This window comes from Pedobacter sp. NO84 (assembly GCF_059703915.1).
In genome coordinates this window covers 1,858,693-1,874,694 of sequence record NZ_AP046575.1, presented here as the reverse complement: position 1 = coordinate 1,874,694, position 16,002 = coordinate 1,858,693, and the positions used below count along the sequence as shown (strand labels likewise).

The window sequence follows — 16,002 nt, the reverse complement described above, 5'->3', positions numbered from 1 at the left end:
TTAAAAAATATGACGAGTAGGGGAAAAATGATTTTCATCGGTTTAACGGTTGTTCTTCCTTTGGTAATTTATAGTGTAATTTATTATCAGGAGAAATTTAGGTATGCCAACTTTAAAGCCAAGGATTTTATCTCTGTTGAATACAAATGGGGTGCCGGTCCGAACCTAGAAAATTCATATAACTCGGCCACAGGCGAATATAGATACATTGACGATAAAGATTCATTGATTATTAAGCACATCGACCTAAGCGCTAAAGACAAGAAATTTTTAGACAGCAATGCTGATCTACAGGGTTTTTGGAATTTGCCTAATGTAGTGGCCAACAGCGAAAGTGATCTTAAAAATCCAAAGATCCTGCGTTACTTTATGAAGTTCAATTACCGTAAGGGCTCTAAAGAAGTAACTTATTTCCCCAATTTTGAGGGCAACCCAAAAATGAAAGATGCTGCGGCGCTGATGCAGAAGGTAATGGAGCAACAATTGATCGATGCGGAGCAAAAAGACAGTAAATTGGCTAATTAGTAATTTAACTAACTATGGCTCAGCTCAAGAAAAATTTATCATTAATCGCAACAATCGCAGCAACCTTAATTGCTGGCGTTGGAGGTTATTACCTAATTAATCTTAAGCAAGGCCCGTATCCTGCTTCAGATTTGTTGTCTATTAGCTACAAATGGGGGGTAGGTGATACACTTATCAACTCCTATAACTCGCTTACAGGCCAATATCAATATTTAGATAGTAGAGATTCGCTTATTAAAACCAAGCTAAGATTGAAAGCAAACAATTTCATTTTCTTGCATGGTAAGGCAGCAGAAGCAAATTTATGGAACTTACCAGAGGTGATAGCTAACCCAAATGCCAACCTCATAAGTGATCAGGTGTTGAGATATGAGATTATCTTTAACTACCAGGAAAAAACCAAGAAGATCATATTCATGACAGATTATAATGGAGATCCTGCCATTGCACAATCCGCCGCAAAGATTCAGTTGGCCATAGATCAAATTTTGAGAGAACGCGAAGCTGGCGATTAACAAACGCTTAACGCTTATCGCTCAACGCTTAACGCCCACCGCCTATCACCTTGTAAAATTTTAGTGAATAAAAGATAATTTCGTATATTTACGATATATTCGTAATTATGGAGAAGTTAACATTACAGGAAGAAGAAGCGATGCTAGCGGTTTGGCAAGTAGGAGCTGGTTTTATTAAAGATTTTATGGATGCTATGCCCGAACCAAAACCACCTTACACCACGTTGGCATCAACTATAAAAAATCTAGAGCGTAAAGGATTTTTAAAGAGCGAGCGTTATGCAAATGCTAATCGCTACAGTGCTAAAGTAAAGGAAGTTGAATACAAAAAACGTTTCATGAACGGTTTTGTGAATAGCTACTTTCAAAGTTCATATAAAGAATTGGTGGCTTTTTTTGCTAAGGATAAAAAAATCAGCACCGAAGAATTAAAAGAGATTATTAACCTGATCGAAAACCCTGATCAAAAATGACATGCCTCAATTTTTTATCATTCTGTTAAAGATAAATCTGGTTCTCCTACTTTTTGCAGCAGCCTATTATCTGATTTTACGCCGATTGACCTTTTATACCATTAATAGGTTATTTTTAGTATTTGGAATATTGTTTTCTACGGTATATCCATTTATTAATCTAACCGATTTTTTCCATAGCCAACAACAGCTTAACCAAGAAGTGGTGGCTTTTGTTCCAAAGTTGAACCAACAGGTTAATTCATTGGTTCCTTCTCATTTTATAGCGGTAAATTGGCCGCTGCTTAGCCTCTTGTTTTATGTTGGAGTGGCATTTATGGCATTTAGATTATTGATCCAGTTTGTTTCTTTATATCGAATGCATAAAAAATCGGCTCCTGGAGCGGTTTCCAATTATCCGGTTCGTATTTTGGATGAACCTGTTAGTCCATTTTCTTTTTGGCAAACAGTATACATTAACCCATCATTGCATCCTGAAAATGAATTACAGACCATTCTGGCGCATGAACAGATCCATGTTAAGGAATGGCATTCGCTAGATATTATCTTGGCCGAATTAAGCGTGGTTTTTTACTGGTTTAATCCTGGTGTTTGGTTAATGAAAAAGGCAGTAAAAGAAAATCTTGAATTTATAACTGATCAAAAAATCCTAAATAAAGGGATTGATAAGAAAACATATCAATACAGTTTGCTGGATGTGGGTAATTTAACGCCCGCTGTGGCAATCGTAAATAATTTTAACCTATCTGATCTAAAGAAAAGGATCAAAATGATGAATCTTAAACGATCATCGAAATTGACATTAAGTCGCTATTTGTTGGTTACACCAATCTTATTGCTTACAACCTTAGCCTTTACAATATCCAAAAAGGATTTCAAGAAGCACTTGATCCCATTACAGCAAGCGTTAGTTAGCCACCACATTATGGATGTTCCTATCCCTCAAAAGACGGTTAAAAAAACGATTAAAAAACTAAAAGTACCTACCGGCCTAAAAGCGAAAAGGGATACCACTAAATTTACCTTCTTTATTAAAAGTTTGTTTATAACCGGTGATAGCACACATAAACCCACATTGGAGCTAAGACAATTTAATCAGAATGTGAAAATTCGCGGCACGGTAAGCGGCGCTAAAGGTAGCGCAGGTGAGAAATTTTTCATGATTAGTACTGATTCTCTATCAAAAGAAGGAACAATTAGACACGTTGAAAATTTAAGATTGCAATTAAAAGAGGGCGTGCCCTTCCCTAATGCAGATCATACTACCGCCAAGATGATTGTAGTAAAAGGCTTTCCGATGGCTAAATCTATCGATTCCCTTTCAAATGGTAAGGTAGCCTATTTCCTGAATGGAAAGGAAATATCGGCTGAGGAATTTCGCGCATCACTTATTAAACCAGACGATATAAAAAATGTAAGCATCGATAAAAAAACCGATAAAGTTACAGGGGTTCGGGTTGTGACGAGGGATAATTAGTTTTTCATCACTTAAGACACCCTTAGATGCTTTAGTTTTACTCCCATAGTTGTCAGTCTGAGCGTAGTCGAAGACAGGTTCAGCCTTTCACCAACTGTAAACTGCCTTTGCGTTCTTTGCGAAATCCTTTGCGACTTTTGCGTTAAAATCTCACCACCTTAGACCCCTTAGATACCTAAGTTTTCATCAGGTTAAACCCTCGCTCCGCGCTTACCGCCAAACGCTCTATTTTTTCACCATCTTAGACATCTAAGAACAGCTAAGTTTGAGCCAACACTTTAATTATTCCCCCATCGTCAGTCTGAGCGTAGTCGAAGACAGGTTAAACCTTTCACCAACTGTAAACTGCCTTTGCGTTCTCTGCGAAATCCTTTGCGCCCTTTGCGTTAAAATCTCACCACCTAAGGCACCTTAGATACCTAAGCGCTATTTCTCTAAATTGTCAGTCGGAGCGTAGTCGAAGACAGGTTATGCCTTTCACCAACTGTAAACTGCCTTTGCGTTCTTTGCGAAATCCTTTGCGCTCTTTGCGTTAAAACCTCACCACCTAAGACTCCTTAGTTACCTGAGCGTCTAGAGTTAACCCCTCGCTTAACGCTTACCGCCAAACGCTCTATTTTTTCACCATCTTAGACATCTAAGAACAGCTAAGTTGAGCCAACACTTTAATTATTCCCCCATTGTCAGTTTAAGCGTAGTCGAAGACAAGTTATACCCTTCGACAGGCTCAGAGTGACAGCAATTAGGAATAGTTTTTTCACCAGCCCTGCCTGCCGGCAGGTAAGACCCCTAAGTTTTCATCAGGTTAAACTCTCGCTCCACGCTTACCGCCAAACGCTCTACTACTTCACCACCTTAGGCGCCTTAGATACCTAAGCGCTATTTCTCTAATTGTCAGTCTGAGCGTAGTCGAAGACAGGTTAAGCCTTTCACCAACTGTAAACTGCCTTTGCGTTCTTTGCGAAATCCTCTGCGCCCTTTGCGTTTAAATCTCACCACCTTAGACGCCTTAGACACCTAAGTTTTCATCAGGTTAAACTCTCGCTCCGCGCTTACCGCCAAACGCTCTACTACTTCACCACTTAAAAAGCCCTTCAACTTTTAAGTATCAGGGCTTAGGTTTCAGTGTTTGTTTATTAATTATTAACTATCCTCCCATCCGGGAAAGGGTCTTGCGCTGAGTGCTTGGCGATTAGCGCTAAGTGTGGGATTCGCCCATAGTTTAACGCCAATCGCTCAGCGTTTAAAAGCTAAATGTGGCCTTTAACATTGCCACCCTACCGGGAATAAAGTAGGTGCCAGATGTTAATGAATTGGCCGCTAAGTTTATAGCTTCGAATTTCTTAACGTTTGCCAAATTAGTAAGGCCAAATTCTAAATCCGTTTTAAGTTTCACTAATCTATACCTCATGTTAAAATCGGCAAACAAGTAGTTTAGGTTTGGCTGACTGGATTGCTGAGTAAAAATGTGTTCGGCAGAAAGGGTTAGGTACAAGCTTTTAAATGCTGTTGCAGTTATACCGGATCCTTGCCTAAGTTGTTGAAACCTTGTAATCGGTGTACCTCCGTTTTTCGCTTTATTTTCGCTTTCAGTGTAATTTGCGCTGTAAGACCAATTGATAAAGTTGTTTAATTTAGCATCCATGCCTGCCTTATAAGTAATTACTTCAGAAGCGTAAGGCAGCAAGTTATTGTTCTGCAATTGATCAAAAGTAGAAATACTGTAACTCATTCCAACATTTACGGTACTTCTTAGTTTGAACAGGTATTTGCTTGCGTTGGCACTAAAATTTAAGCTGGTTACCTCGTTAGCTAATGGCAATACCACACGTTGTTGGATGCTATTAGTTAACGTGTACGATGAAATGGTATTTAACTCGGTATTCGTATAGCTCGCATTTAAGTTAAGAAAGAACATTTGCATCGCTTTGCGGAAATTAAAGCTCGCACCCGCATAGTGTGTTTTACGTTCAGAAATAGGCGCATCATTTGCAAATAATGAGCGGTAGTTTTTTAAAACCGTACCCCGATATACATCATCAATGCCTCCCAAATCATTTCTATAGCTATAATTTGCAGTGACATAGTTTTCAGGACTTGTTTGGTACTTTGCATTAAACGAAGGGTTCAAAAAGAACTTATCTAAACGTTTATCTAATCCCTTGGTGGGATCTTCATAGCTGATCGTGTTGTAACTAAAAGGCAAAAATAAGCCAAGTTTTAGTTTGTCATTTGAGTATTCGTAAGATGCTTCACTGTAGACTTTATTTTTAGACCAATCCAGGTCATTTGTCATACTTGCCGAAACCAGTTCGGTAATCTGGTTATTTTGTACCCTGTACAATTCAGAATTAAGTTCCTGTTGTTGTACGTTGAAGCCAGTTTTATAGGTTTGAACAAATTTTCCATGGACCAAAGCAAACGAGAAGTAGTTGTTGGTAAACCATGTGGGCAGTTTGATGTATTGATTTAGTCCAGCATAGGGTGTTCCATTATTTAAAATCGCCTCGTTTAAGCCCGGTCTGATCGTAAGGCGCTCTGGCTGGGTGGTACGGTTTAAGTACGAATAGAAATTAATAGTGTTTTCTGACTTCAATTTTTTCCGATAGCTGAATTCATTGGAAAGATCAAAAGTTTCCTGACCCAATATCTGACTTGCACCAATACCATTAATTACAACATTCGAGTTGGTTTTGAACGGGGTATATTCAGCCTGTAAGGTGTTATTTAGGTAGTATTTATCGGCATTGCCATTTAGGTTTAACTTTGCCTGAAGCTTCTGTGGATTAATCTGATTATCCTGAAATTCGTTATATACGATAGTTTGACCAGGGAGGTATGTTTCTGATAATTTGCTGTATTCTTGACTTCTTTGATCATACAGATAAGAGATATTTGCTTTGATCTGCAGGTCTTGATTAAATTTATAAAGATTATTAAGGTTGATTAATCCCGCTTTATTAAACAGCGAACGGTTTTGTGGGAGGGTAGGAACACCAGCTGCACCAGCCGAAAGAAAGCTGTTCGGCTTATCATTTTCCAGCCTCTTTTGGTAATCTGCAAGATTAAATGAGGTGAGATCTATTCCAGGATCGATCCCGATGTTGTTTCCTTTGATATTATTGATAAACTTTATATTTTTCTTAAACATCATTGCATTAGCATTGCCATCAAACCTGGTTGGGGTGCCTATCCCAGCTTTGATATCGCCCATCACCTTAAGTTTCGCTTCATCTTTGATTACCAGATTTAGTGCTACATCTTCGCTCATGTTGTTTTTGCGCATCATTTTAATAGGCTGGTCATTTTCTATCACTTGAACTTTGTCTACGGCACCATGGGGGATGCTTTTTGTTCCGATACTATATTTATCGTCCAATACATTATCACCATCAATATATAGGGCTGATATGGGTTTTCCATTGTAAGAAACCCTACCATTTTCGGCAACTTCAATTCCTGGCATTTTCCGGAGCACATCGCCTATGCTGCGGTCTTGTTTATCGGCAAAATCTGAAGTTTTGTAATTTAAAGTATCTCCTTTAACTGTTAAAGTTGGCTGGTTTTTAACCACCACTGTTTTGAGGCTAATTTCTGAAGCAACTAGAGTTACCTCATAATTTTTGCTCAATTCTGTAACGGAAACCATTTGTTTGGTATAGCCTATCATTGTAGCTTCTATGCTTAGACCCTTGTTTTCTTCACTAAAGGATAGCGTATATGTCCCTTTATCATCTGTTCTGGTGAAGCTTATAATGTTTCCCTCGTTGTCTTTTAGGTTAACACTTGCGGCGGCGACGGGAGCACCCTTTGCATCTTTTACTTTTCCCTTGAGCTGTTTCTGCGCAAAGGCGGAAATGGTTCCAAGCATTAAGAACAGCAGGATCGTGATTAGTAGCCTTTTCATCTGTATAAGTTGGTTGAGTTCTCAGCTTGTTTATTTTGTTTCTGGTAATTCTATAGGATTATTGATCACGTTCGAGAATATGGTAAGACTGCCAGACGGAGGCGGACCAGTTCTAACAGTAGCTCTTTGTCCCACAGCCATTTGTACTCCGCTTCCTGCAAGTTGTGCATTCATGAAGCCTTGTGGATCTTTATCCCTTGCCTCTTTTAATTTATCGAGTTCTTTTCTTGTGGTTTTAATGGCATCCGCTGGTAATTTAATTTCTGGGCCTAAATAAGCGGTACTGCTATCCATGCCGAACATCCTTACTGTCCCCGTTCCACTTGGGGTTTGGATGGTTGGGGCTTTTTCTTCGGCTGCTTTGGTTTCTGATTCGTTAACATTTTCGAGGCCTGCAAAGGTAAAAACGACTTCCTTTTTCTCGTCGTACGCTTCAACAATTAACCCAGGTAGACCATTCAATTTCCACGGTCCGCTTTGAAATGGCAATTCTTGTGCGTACCAGGCAATCCAGTTTCTGCCCTTAAAATAAACGGTTGCTTTTTGGCATTTCACTCCGGAGAAACTGGCCGTATCTTTAGTAATCTTCCAATTGATTTTAGGAGCATCTTCTTCGATGAGGTAACTATTAAATACACGTTCTTTAGTGAAGAATTTATTTTCGTTTGCAAAAAAGAAATAGTCGATGTCCGACGTTGGTCTTACTGAAGTTCCGTTTATCCTGATATTAACTGGGCCTCCACCAGCTTGATTTTTAACCTGCTCTGCAACTTGTTTCTGCATCTCTATGTTTCGGTTAAGCCGATCATAACTGGTATATACCGATGCGTTTTTGCCAATAACCAATAACATATTTTCTGTGTATGGTTTATCTTTGGCAGTAGTATCCCTGATGTGTGTAAATGAATATCTTACTCTAGCTAAAGATTTGTCTGGAGCTTGTGCAATTGCTACAGCGCTTATTGCAATAGCTAGAATTGTTGTTAAAATAGCTTTCATGATGGGTTTTTTTAATATGTTGTAATTAACTTTTCGTAAATCTACGAATTATTCGTAAAGTGTAAAATATTTTAACATTTTTTAACCAATTCATTTACAATTGGCTAATTAGTTAATATAATTAGTTAATGATGGCATGATGTTCAGCTGTTCGATCATTATCAAATTCGCTAATAAGTTTACTAGCTAATTAATATCATTGCCCCAGAAGCTGGGCCTTACTAAATCCTTTTGGATCTTTTCGTTGCGCTAATTTTAATTTGTCTAGTTCAGATCTAGTGGTTTTTACAGTTCTGTAGGTGGGTAACGTAATAAGATGATTAAAATAAGCACTGGCAACATCTGTACCCATTGCTACATCAAGGCTACTGATTACACCTTCTTGGTTGTTGGATTTGCCTTTGATCCTATCTTCCTTTACGTTTTCAAAACCGGCCAACTGAAACTGTATGGTTTTGGATTCTTCATAAGCTTCGATAATTAAGCCAGGTAAACCGTTTAGTTTCCACGGACCAGATTGAAAGGGTAGGCTGGGAGCGTACCATGCTATCCAATTTTGGCCCTCAAAGTTTGCTGTGGCTTTTTTACAAAGCAGACCTGAAAAACTGAGCGTATCTTTGCTAATTTTCCAACTGATTACGGGGATAGCTTCGTCCATTAGGTAGGCACGATAGAAGAAGAGCTCCTTAACCAGCATCTTATTTTCTTTAACGAAAAGAAAATAATCTGTTTTCGACATCCAATCACTTCCTGAATTATCAATTTTTATAACCCGAGGTGCACTACTATTTCCAGCCTGCATCATCACTTGTGTCTTCCTTTTTTGGTCTTGGCCGATTTCATAGTTCAGTTTATCATAACTGGTATACAATGATGCATTTTTGCCTATAAACAGTAACATGTTCTCTGAACGGGGCTTATCTTTTGTAGAAGAGTTGCTTGATTGGATATAAGTGTACCTTACTCTGGCCAGCACCTCATCCGGAGCTTGTGCAAATGCTGTTGCTGATACGAATAATACTATCCATGTGCCTAAAAAAGTTTTCATATACGTAAATATAAATTAAATTTTCGTAAATCTACGAATAATTCGTAATATATTTCATGATTTAACATTTTTAACAGTTTAGGTTTATGATGCACTTAATTTGGTTAGGATAACCTCCCTGCAATCTTTACTACTAGCACTGTTGTTTCTTAATTAAACCTGATCGAAATGTAAAACCCCATCATATTTTAGTGTAAACAGGTTTGGAATGGAGAGCGGGACTGAAGATGCCATGAAATGCTGGCATTCATTTACTTGATATGGAGTGGATTCTTAGGCATCCAGACTATAGACTATGGACTATCGACTAATTTTTTTTCCTATCCATTTGTGTTTGAATAGTATTTATTCTATATTTGCACCTCGATAAAAAAATAAACAATTTAATAAATAATTATTTAACAATGTACGCAATAGTAAATATAGCAGGACAGCAATTCAAAGTTGCAAAAGACCAGCACCTTTTTGTACACCGTTTACAAGGAGATGAGGGCGCTAGTATTGAATTTGACAATGTATTGTTGGTTGATAATGAGGGTGCGATTACAGTAGGGGTTCCTGCAGTAAAGGGTGCATCGGTTACAGCTAAAATCGTGTCTCATTTAAAAGGTGATAAAGTAATCGTTTTCAAAAAGAAACGTAGAAAAGGTTATAAAAAGAAAAATGGTCACCGCCAGTATTTCACTAAAATCCAGATTGAGAGTATCACTCTGTAGTTTAATTAATTAGCAAATTAACTAATTAGCTTCCGATAGCTATCGGGATAACTAATTATCAAAAGATAAAATAAAATGGCACATAAAAAAGGAGCCGGTAGTTCTAGAAACGGACGTGAATCGCATAGCAAGCGTTTAGGTATTAAGATCTTCGGTGGTCAAGAAGCTATCGCTGGTAACATTATCGTTCGTCAACGCGGAACAAAACACCATCCGGACAAAGGAGTAGGTATTGGTAAAGACCATACTTTATTCGCTTTAGTACCTGGTATTGTAACTTTCAAAAAGAAACAAGATAACAAATCTTACGTTTCGGTATTACCTCTAACAGTAGAAGATGCTGCGCCTGCAACTGCAGCGGCACCTAAAGCTGCCGTAGCAGCGAAGAAAGTTGTAGCTGAGAAAGCTGTTAAAGCAGAACCAGTAGCAGCAACTGAAACAACTGAAACTGAGAGTGTAGCAAAAGAAGCACCTGCTGATAAAAGCACCTCGGAGGTTAAAAAAGAAGCAGCGCCGAAAGCAGCAAAAGCACCAGCAGCTAAAAAAGCAGCTAAGTAATTGATTTGTCTCGAGACAAAAAAGTCCTGATCAATTGATCAGGACTTTTTTTATGCCTAGTCATCGGATGACTTAAGTCATCCGATGACTACTTTAACGTTCACGCTCAAGTATTTGCTGCACCAATTCTCTGAAATATGTTTTTTTCTCGTCGGCCACCGCTAGGTTAGCTAATGCCTGATTGGCTTTTGCCAGGTATTTTTCCATCTCTTCGGTTGCCAGCTCTTTAATTTCATATTTATTGTAAAGCTGTGTCACGTGATCAATCTTTTCTACTTGATTTGTAGTTAAGCTAGTTAAATGATCAGCCTCTTCAACTGTAACCAGTGTTAGTGTTTTTAGGTGCATGAAGGTTTTTTTGTTAGCAATAATATCACCACCCACTTGTTTGCCAAATAACTCCGGGTTGCCATATACGTCTAAAATATCGTCTTGTAACTGAAAAGCAACTCCAAGATTTTCGCCAAACTGATAGAGTAATTCGGCATTGGCAGTGCTAGAGCCACCTACAATGGCACCTAGTTTCATGGCACCTCCCAATAAGACTGCAGTTTTTAAGCGAATCATTTCTAAGTATTCTCCTATACTTACATCGTTTCTCTGCTCAAATTCCATATCTAACTGCTGACCTTCACATACACCCTGTGCAATGGCATTAAATGTATCTAAAACTGGTTTAAGTACATTTACATTTACTTTTGACAGGTGTTTGTTCGATTCTACCATCATTACATCGCCACTTAGAATGGCATTGTTTGTTCCCCATTTTTCGTGTACCGTTTGTTTACCACGACGAAGTGGCGCATTGTCCATAATATCATCGTGTACAAGGGTAAAATTATGAAAGGTTTCTATTGCCAGTGCAACATCCATGGCCTTTTCGATTTCTGTTGAAAATAATTCGGTAGCCATCAAAACCATCACAGGCCTAATGCGTTTGCCCCCAAGGCTCATTATGTAACGAATAGGGGCATATAAATCTGCCGGATGCTTAGGATATGATATTTGTGGTATCGCTTTTTCTATGAGAGCTTGTAATTCTGTTGGGCTGTGCATTGTTTAAGGGTTAGTCATGGTACCGAAAGCCGATTTGCTTTCCATCATTTTTATAAAAGAATCTTCTAAGGTGGTTTGTTTTACGATTGGGTTATCTTTCCAAAAGGCCGCATCATATTTTAGAGATTCGATAATTGTTCTATCTTTTGTTTTTCTATCCAATACATTGTACTGTTGATTACTGGAAAGACCATCAATTTTATACACAATCAATAAAGAACTTAGATTTGCTTCCATTTCTTTTCCGCCTGCATTCAGTTTTATGAAAAACTTCGTCGATACGCTTTCTAGAACCGGAATAGGGTTGTCATTTCCATTAAATGTTGCGACGGTAGTAGTGATAGGAGGAAATTTTGGAGCGCTTCCTATAATAGCTAACCGGATATTGAATAAGCTATTTTCTACCCTGTATATCTTAAAGTCTTCTAGACCAATATAATAAGTTGTATTTACATAGTAAACGTTTCTTTTTGGATTTTTATACTTGCAACTTATTACGGCAATTTTCTGGTCGGATTGCTCTATGTATTTTTCTATCGTGATCTGATAGCTGGGGAGCGAGGTTAGATTTACAAATTTACCTCCATTTTCTGGGAATAAATAACCGCCGTTTTTAAAGGTGAGAAAGGAGAGGTTGTCTAATGAGAACATTGTTTCCTGACTATTTTGGGCATATCTACTTTTTTTTGCTATCCAGCCTTGCACACGTCTGGTATTCCATTTCAAATCGTAGAACAATTCGTAAATCTGACTTGGTTTTCCGTTAATAGTAGTCAATTGCCTGTAGAAAGCACTGACGTAAAAATTTAAAGCTGCAGCAGTTTTAGCTTTTTCCAGGGCTTCTTTCACAATTTTTTGCCCTTTAAAAGGATCAATAGTTACTTCACTTAAGCTAATTGTAGCAGGTTTTAATGGTATGGTTAGTTTTTCTTGGGCGGAAGTTAAGGTGATCTCTGTTAGTAGATAACTTACATGACTAACCCTTAATTTAGCAGGATAAGCTGCCACTTTCAATACAAAATCGCCATTCTCATTGCTTACAGTAGCATCATTGGTCCCTATAATCCCTACGGATACAAATGGAATCCCGGCGCCTGTAACTTCATCAACTACCTTCCCCTGCAGATTCTGGGCCTCAGCTTTCAGCAAAAATGACAACAGTATAATGCAGAGTGTATATTTCATTCACTTAATCTTGGATCAATGAAAAGTCTATCTGGCGTTTGGAAAGATCAACTTTTTTAACCTTTACCTGAACTTCATCACCAAGTTGATATTTTTTGTTCTTCCGTTGTCCTACGATGCAATAATTTTTCTCGTCGAGCACATAAAAATCGTCGGTAATGTCTCTCAATCGAATCATCCCCTCGCATTTGTTCTCTATAATTTCTACATACATTCCCCATTCTGTAACGCCCGAAATGATGCCAGTGTATATGTTCCCGATATTATCTTCTAAATACTCGGCCTGTTTGTATTTAATGGAAGCCCTTTCGGCATCAGCAGCGCGTTTTTCCATAGCCGACGAATGGGAACTGGCGGTTTCGTACTCTTCTTCATTGGCTGATTTTCCTCCATCAAGATATATAGCCAATAGGCGATGCACCATCACGTCAGGATATCTACGGATAGGAGAAGTGAAATGGGTATAATGGTCAAATGCCAATCCGTAGTGACTGGTTTTTTTGGTAGTATAAATGGCCTTTGCCATAGAGCGAATGGCCAATTGCGTTAACATATTCTGTTCTTTCTTACCTTCAACATCTTCCATTAAGTAATTTAACGACTTGGCAATTTCCCGATCGCTTTTCATGTTGATTTTATATCCAAAGCGCGCTGCAAAAGTGGCAAAGTTATTCAGGTTTTCGAGGTTTGGAGAATCATGGGAGCGGTATACAAAGGTGTATTTCTGCTTTCCACTCCCTTTTTTTGCGATAAACTCGGCGACCTTACGATTTGCCAATAGCATAAAATCTTCGATCAGTTTGTGTGCATCTTTTCGTTCTTTTACGTAAACACCTATTGGTTTGCCCTGCTCATCCAGTTTAAACTTAACCTCAGTACCCTCAAAACTTATGGCGCCATTTTTAAATTTCCGATCCCTTAGTTTGTAGGCTAGTTCATTTAATTTAAGGATCTCCTCGGCACAATCTCCTGCTTTGGTTTCGATTACATCTTGGGCCTCTTCATAACTAAATCGTCTATTAGAGTGAATGGCTGTTCTACCGAACCATTGGTTTTGGATATTAGCTTCTTCATCTAATTCGAAAACTGCAGCAAAACAAAGTTTATCCTCGTTAGGGCGTAAAGAACATACTCCATTACTAAGGCGTTCTGGCAACATTGGGATTACACGATCAACCAAATATACCGATGTGGCACGTTCATAGGCCTCTTTATCAAGGCTGCTGTTGGGCAACACATAGTGAGAAACATCGGCAATATGAACTCCAATTTCATAATTGCCGTTCGGTAATTTTTTAAAGGAGATGGCATCGTCAAAATCCTTGGCATCGGCCGGATCGATGGTAAAGGTGGTGGTTTCCCTAAAATCTTTACGCCCTTTAATATCAGCCTCGCTTACTGTTTCTGGAATGGCATTGGCTTCTTTTTCTACTGCCTCCGGAAAACTCAATGGGAAACCATATTGTGCCAGGATCGCATTCATCTCGGTATCGTTTTCGCCCTGCGTACCTAAAACATTGATGATTTTTCCAATGGGATTTTTAGCTCCTTCCGGCCAATCGGTAATGCTAGCCTGTACCTTTTGCCCATTTTTTGCCCCATTTAAATCGTTTAATGGCACAAAAATATCATGGTGCATTTTACGGTCATCAGGAATGATGAAAGCAAAACGTTCTGAAACTTTGGCAACGCCTATAAAATCTGTTTTTAAACGCGTAATTATCTCGACAACCTCACCTTCGTTTTTTCTTCCGCTTGTTTTTTTGGCAAATACATAAACCTTTACCTTATCACCATTTAATGCATTTTTAAGTTTGCGTGGAGCAACAAAAATATCTTTCTCAAACTCATCATCGGGAACGATAAATGCAGAACCATCAGCGGTCATGTCTACTGTACCAATTATAAAAGTCTTCAGCTCTTTTAGACGAAATTTCCCTCTTTCAGGCTGAATAAATATGCCTTTATTAACTTGATCTTTCAGTATTTCTAAAATAGTTTCTATTGCAGCGCCCTCTTTTAAATTCAATTTGGCGGCAACTTGCTTATAGTTTAAGGCAACATTTTTGTTTTTGTCAAAAATATCGCTAATCATTTGCGTTAAAACGAGTTTTATATCAGAATGTTTGTGTTTTGCCATTGGTATTCTTGTATGTATCGAAGATAGCAATTGTATGTTTAGGTAGCGGTATTTTTTGTTAGAAATAACGATAGGATAACAATTCGAAAGCGATTTCGAAAGTCCGGAAGTCGGGAAGTCTGAGAGTCCGAAAGAGTTTAGCAAGACAAGGTTTACAAAATCTATAATCCTTTAATCCGTGTAATCCTTTAATCAGTGAAATCAATCGCGAAGCGTAAGGGAGTTGGCAGTTATCAGTTTGAAGTTGCCAGTTTTGGATGCCTAAAGAATCGGTGAAATCATCTTCATCTGTGAAATCAACCGCGAAGCGTAAAAACCGTTTCCCTAGTAAAAACGTTACTATTAAATGTTCTCCATGAGAAAAATCTTTTTCGCCTTAATTTACCTATCCAATGCTATGGTTGTGCTTGCACAAAGTGATGAAATGGATTCTAGTAAAGTAAACCATTCGATTAACCTAGCCTATAATTCGTTGTACAAAGAGAACAGTCAACTTTCCTATACTTCGCCATTGGGCGAAATAGGGGCTCCTTCTGGCTATGTAATCAATGGGAAATTAACTACCACTTACATGCTTTTCGGCCCTCGAACATTACCAATTGCTTTTTCTGTTAATCCAGATTTTACCGTTAGGGTTCGTACGGATAGATCTGCTGGGGTACGTACGCCAAGTTTTAGGCTGGGTGGCAGCTTGTATCTGCGTTTAGCGAAGAGCGTTGAGCGCTATAAGTATGCTGAGTTAAGTTTTACCCATCATTCTAATGGACAAGATGGGGATGCATTTTTACCTGATGGGAGTATCAACACATTGACAGGTAATTTTAATACCAACTATTTAACAGCCGCCTACCGGTTTGGCTCTTTTACAGGTAAAAATTTGCTTAAAGGGAGTTATTATTCGTACAATCATAGTGTAGCACTCGAATGGCATAAATGGTTCAATTACGAGCCTGCACTAGAGGATAATTATGGTTTTACACGATTAAATTATGACTTTTCGTTTAGGATCTACCAAATTTATGCTGGCGAAAAAAGTGGATGGAAAAAATCAGATTTAGATCAAAGTACTAAGAAAAGTAGATTAGAAAAGGAAAAGTGGCGCTTAAATGGACAGTTTTCTTATGCCATTAACAAACTTTCGAACGATAATTTTTTATCACCAAAGAAAAGATTAAACATTGAAGCTTCTGCAAATTATAGCCTCCCATTTATGCAGAATGTTTTTATCATGGCAACTTTGGGCTACTATGGTGAAGATCCCTATAATATCTATTTTCAAGATAAGTATGCTTACATGAGGTTTGGACTTTCGAGTACGTTTACTAGGTATCGCGTAAAGAATTAACCGCGAAGGTCGCAAAGAACGCGAAGACGGTTATCAGTTACAGTTAGCAGATCTTCGC

General features: G+C 38.4%; 13 protein-coding genes. 7 read left to right on the top strand and 6 right to left on the bottom strand.

Going from position 1 to position 16,002, the window contains the following annotated elements; all coding sequences use genetic code 11:
* Positions 1–9: 9 nt before the first annotated feature.
* The 4 genes from AC6H0V_RS08005 to AC6H0V_RS07990 all read left to right on the top strand — a co-directional run bounded on the left by AC6H0V_RS08005 (position 10) and on the right by AC6H0V_RS07990 (position 2,990).
* On the top strand, positions 10–525 hold the full coding sequence (locus tag AC6H0V_RS08005; RefSeq protein ID WP_497563201.1) for a hypothetical protein: 516 nt from the start codon (positions 10–12) through the stop codon (positions 523–525).
* A gap of 14 nt (positions 526–539) precedes the next feature.
* Positions 540–1,040 (top strand): hypothetical protein, encoded by a 501-nt coding sequence (locus tag AC6H0V_RS08000; protein ID WP_497563200.1) that lies wholly within the window; start codon positions 540–542, stop codon positions 1,038–1,040.
* A 107-nt stretch (positions 1,041–1,147) separates the two neighbouring features.
* Entirely contained in the window at positions 1,148–1,513 is a 366-nt protein-coding gene (locus tag AC6H0V_RS07995; RefSeq protein ID WP_497563199.1) for a BlaI/MecI/CopY family transcriptional regulator, read from the top strand.
* A gap of 1 nt (position 1,514) precedes the next feature.
* The gene (locus tag AC6H0V_RS07990) at positions 1,515–2,990 is read left to right on the top strand and encodes a M56 family metallopeptidase (RefSeq protein ID WP_497563198.1); all 1,476 of its coding nucleotides are present in this window, start codon (positions 1,515–1,517) and stop codon (positions 2,988–2,990) included.
* A 1,243-nt stretch (positions 2,991–4,233) separates the two neighbouring features.
* Here the strand turns inward: AC6H0V_RS07990 and AC6H0V_RS07985 are convergent.
* The 3 genes from AC6H0V_RS07985 to AC6H0V_RS07975 all read right to left on the bottom strand — a co-directional run bounded on the left by AC6H0V_RS07985 (position 4,234) and on the right by AC6H0V_RS07975 (position 8,944).
* Positions 4,234–6,897, bottom strand: a complete 2,664-nt coding sequence (locus AC6H0V_RS07985; protein WP_497563197.1) for a TonB-dependent receptor — start codon at positions 6,895–6,897, stop codon at positions 4,234–4,236.
* Between the two features lie 30 nt (positions 6,898–6,927).
* The gene (locus AC6H0V_RS07980) at positions 6,928–7,896 is read right to left on the bottom strand and encodes a GLPGLI family protein (RefSeq protein WP_497563196.1); all 969 of its coding nucleotides are present in this window, start codon (positions 7,894–7,896) and stop codon (positions 6,928–6,930) included.
* 196 nt (positions 7,897–8,092) lie between these two features.
* Positions 8,093–8,944: a GLPGLI family protein gene (locus tag AC6H0V_RS07975; RefSeq protein ID WP_497563195.1), complete on the bottom strand. Its 852-nt coding sequence runs from the start codon at positions 8,942–8,944 to the stop codon at positions 8,093–8,095.
* Positions 8,945–9,348: 404 nt separating this feature from the next.
* Between AC6H0V_RS07975 and rplU the strand changes: the two genes are divergently transcribed.
* Positions 9,349–9,660 carry a 50S ribosomal protein L21 gene (rplU, locus tag AC6H0V_RS07970; protein WP_497563194.1) on the top strand — a complete coding sequence of 104 codons (312 nt, stop codon included), beginning with the start codon at positions 9,349–9,351 and terminating at the stop codon, positions 9,658–9,660.
* Positions 9,661–9,735: 75 nt separating this feature from the next.
* A complete protein-coding gene (gene rpmA / locus AC6H0V_RS07965) occupies positions 9,736–10,218 on the top strand; it encodes a 50S ribosomal protein L27 (protein WP_497563193.1) in 483 nt (160 codons plus the stop codon).
* A gap of 93 nt (positions 10,219–10,311) precedes the next feature.
* Here rpmA and AC6H0V_RS07960 read toward each other — a convergent pair whose 3' ends face one another.
* Genes AC6H0V_RS07960 through rnr form a run of 3 tightly spaced genes read right to left on the bottom strand, consistent with a single transcriptional unit; the run spans position 10,312 to position 14,599 of the window.
* The gene (locus AC6H0V_RS07960; protein WP_497563192.1) at positions 10,312–11,274 is read right to left on the bottom strand and encodes a polyprenyl synthetase family protein; all 963 of its coding nucleotides are present in this window, start codon (positions 11,272–11,274) and stop codon (positions 10,312–10,314) included.
* Positions 11,275–11,277: 3 nt separating this feature from the next.
* Positions 11,278–12,459 (bottom strand): carboxypeptidase-like regulatory domain-containing protein, encoded by a 1,182-nt coding sequence (locus AC6H0V_RS07955; protein WP_497563191.1) that lies wholly within the window; start codon positions 12,457–12,459, stop codon positions 11,278–11,280.
* A 4-nt stretch (positions 12,460–12,463) separates the two neighbouring features.
* Positions 12,464–14,599 (bottom strand): ribonuclease R, encoded by a 2,136-nt coding sequence (gene rnr, locus AC6H0V_RS07950; protein ID WP_497563190.1) that lies wholly within the window; start codon positions 14,597–14,599, stop codon positions 12,464–12,466.
* Positions 14,600–14,954: 355 nt separating this feature from the next.
* On the opposite strand from rnr, the gene AC6H0V_RS07945 reads away from it, so the two are divergent.
* Positions 14,955–15,944 carry a hypothetical protein gene (locus tag AC6H0V_RS07945; protein WP_497563189.1) on the top strand — a complete coding sequence of 330 codons (990 nt, stop codon included), beginning with the start codon at positions 14,955–14,957 and terminating at the stop codon, positions 15,942–15,944.
* Positions 15,945–16,002 lie beyond the last annotated feature (58 nt).

What these genes read in the sequence shown, in the direction of transcription:
- AC6H0V_RS07980 (WP_497563196.1), bottom strand. Translation starts at nt 7,896, where the DNA reads ATGAAAGCTATTTTAACAACAATTCTAGCTATTGCAATAAGCGCTGTA.
- rplU (WP_497563194.1), top strand. Translation starts at nt 9,349, where the DNA reads ATGTACGCAATAGTAAATATAGCAGGACAGCAATTCAAAGTTGCAAAA.
- AC6H0V_RS07990 (WP_497563198.1), top strand. Translation starts at nt 1,515, where the DNA reads ATGCCTCAATTTTTTATCATTCTGTTAAAGATAAATCTGGTTCTCCTA.
- AC6H0V_RS07985 (WP_497563197.1), bottom strand. Translation starts at nt 6,897, where the DNA reads ATGAAAAGGCTACTAATCACGATCCTGCTGTTCTTAATGCTTGGAACC.
- AC6H0V_RS07975 (WP_497563195.1), bottom strand. Translation starts at nt 8,944, where the DNA reads ATGAAAACTTTTTTAGGCACATGGATAGTATTATTCGTATCAGCAACA.
- AC6H0V_RS07960 (WP_497563192.1), bottom strand. Translation starts at nt 11,274, where the DNA reads ATGCACAGCCCAACAGAATTACAAGCTCTCATAGAAAAAGCGATACCA.
- AC6H0V_RS08005 (WP_497563201.1), top strand. Translation starts at nt 10, where the DNA reads ATGACGAGTAGGGGAAAAATGATTTTCATCGGTTTAACGGTTGTTCTT.
- rnr (WP_497563190.1), bottom strand. Translation starts at nt 14,599, where the DNA reads ATGGCAAAACACAAACATTCTGATATAAAACTCGTTTTAACGCAAATG.
- AC6H0V_RS07995 (WP_497563199.1), top strand. Translation starts at nt 1,148, where the DNA reads ATGGAGAAGTTAACATTACAGGAAGAAGAAGCGATGCTAGCGGTTTGG.
- rpmA (WP_497563193.1), top strand. Translation starts at nt 9,736, where the DNA reads ATGGCACATAAAAAAGGAGCCGGTAGTTCTAGAAACGGACGTGAATCG.
- AC6H0V_RS07955 (WP_497563191.1), bottom strand. Translation starts at nt 12,459, where the DNA reads ATGAAATATACACTCTGCATTATACTGTTGTCATTTTTGCTGAAAGCT.
- AC6H0V_RS08000 (WP_497563200.1), top strand. Translation starts at nt 540, where the DNA reads ATGGCTCAGCTCAAGAAAAATTTATCATTAATCGCAACAATCGCAGCA.
- AC6H0V_RS07945 (WP_497563189.1), top strand. Translation starts at nt 14,955, where the DNA reads ATGAGAAAAATCTTTTTCGCCTTAATTTACCTATCCAATGCTATGGTT.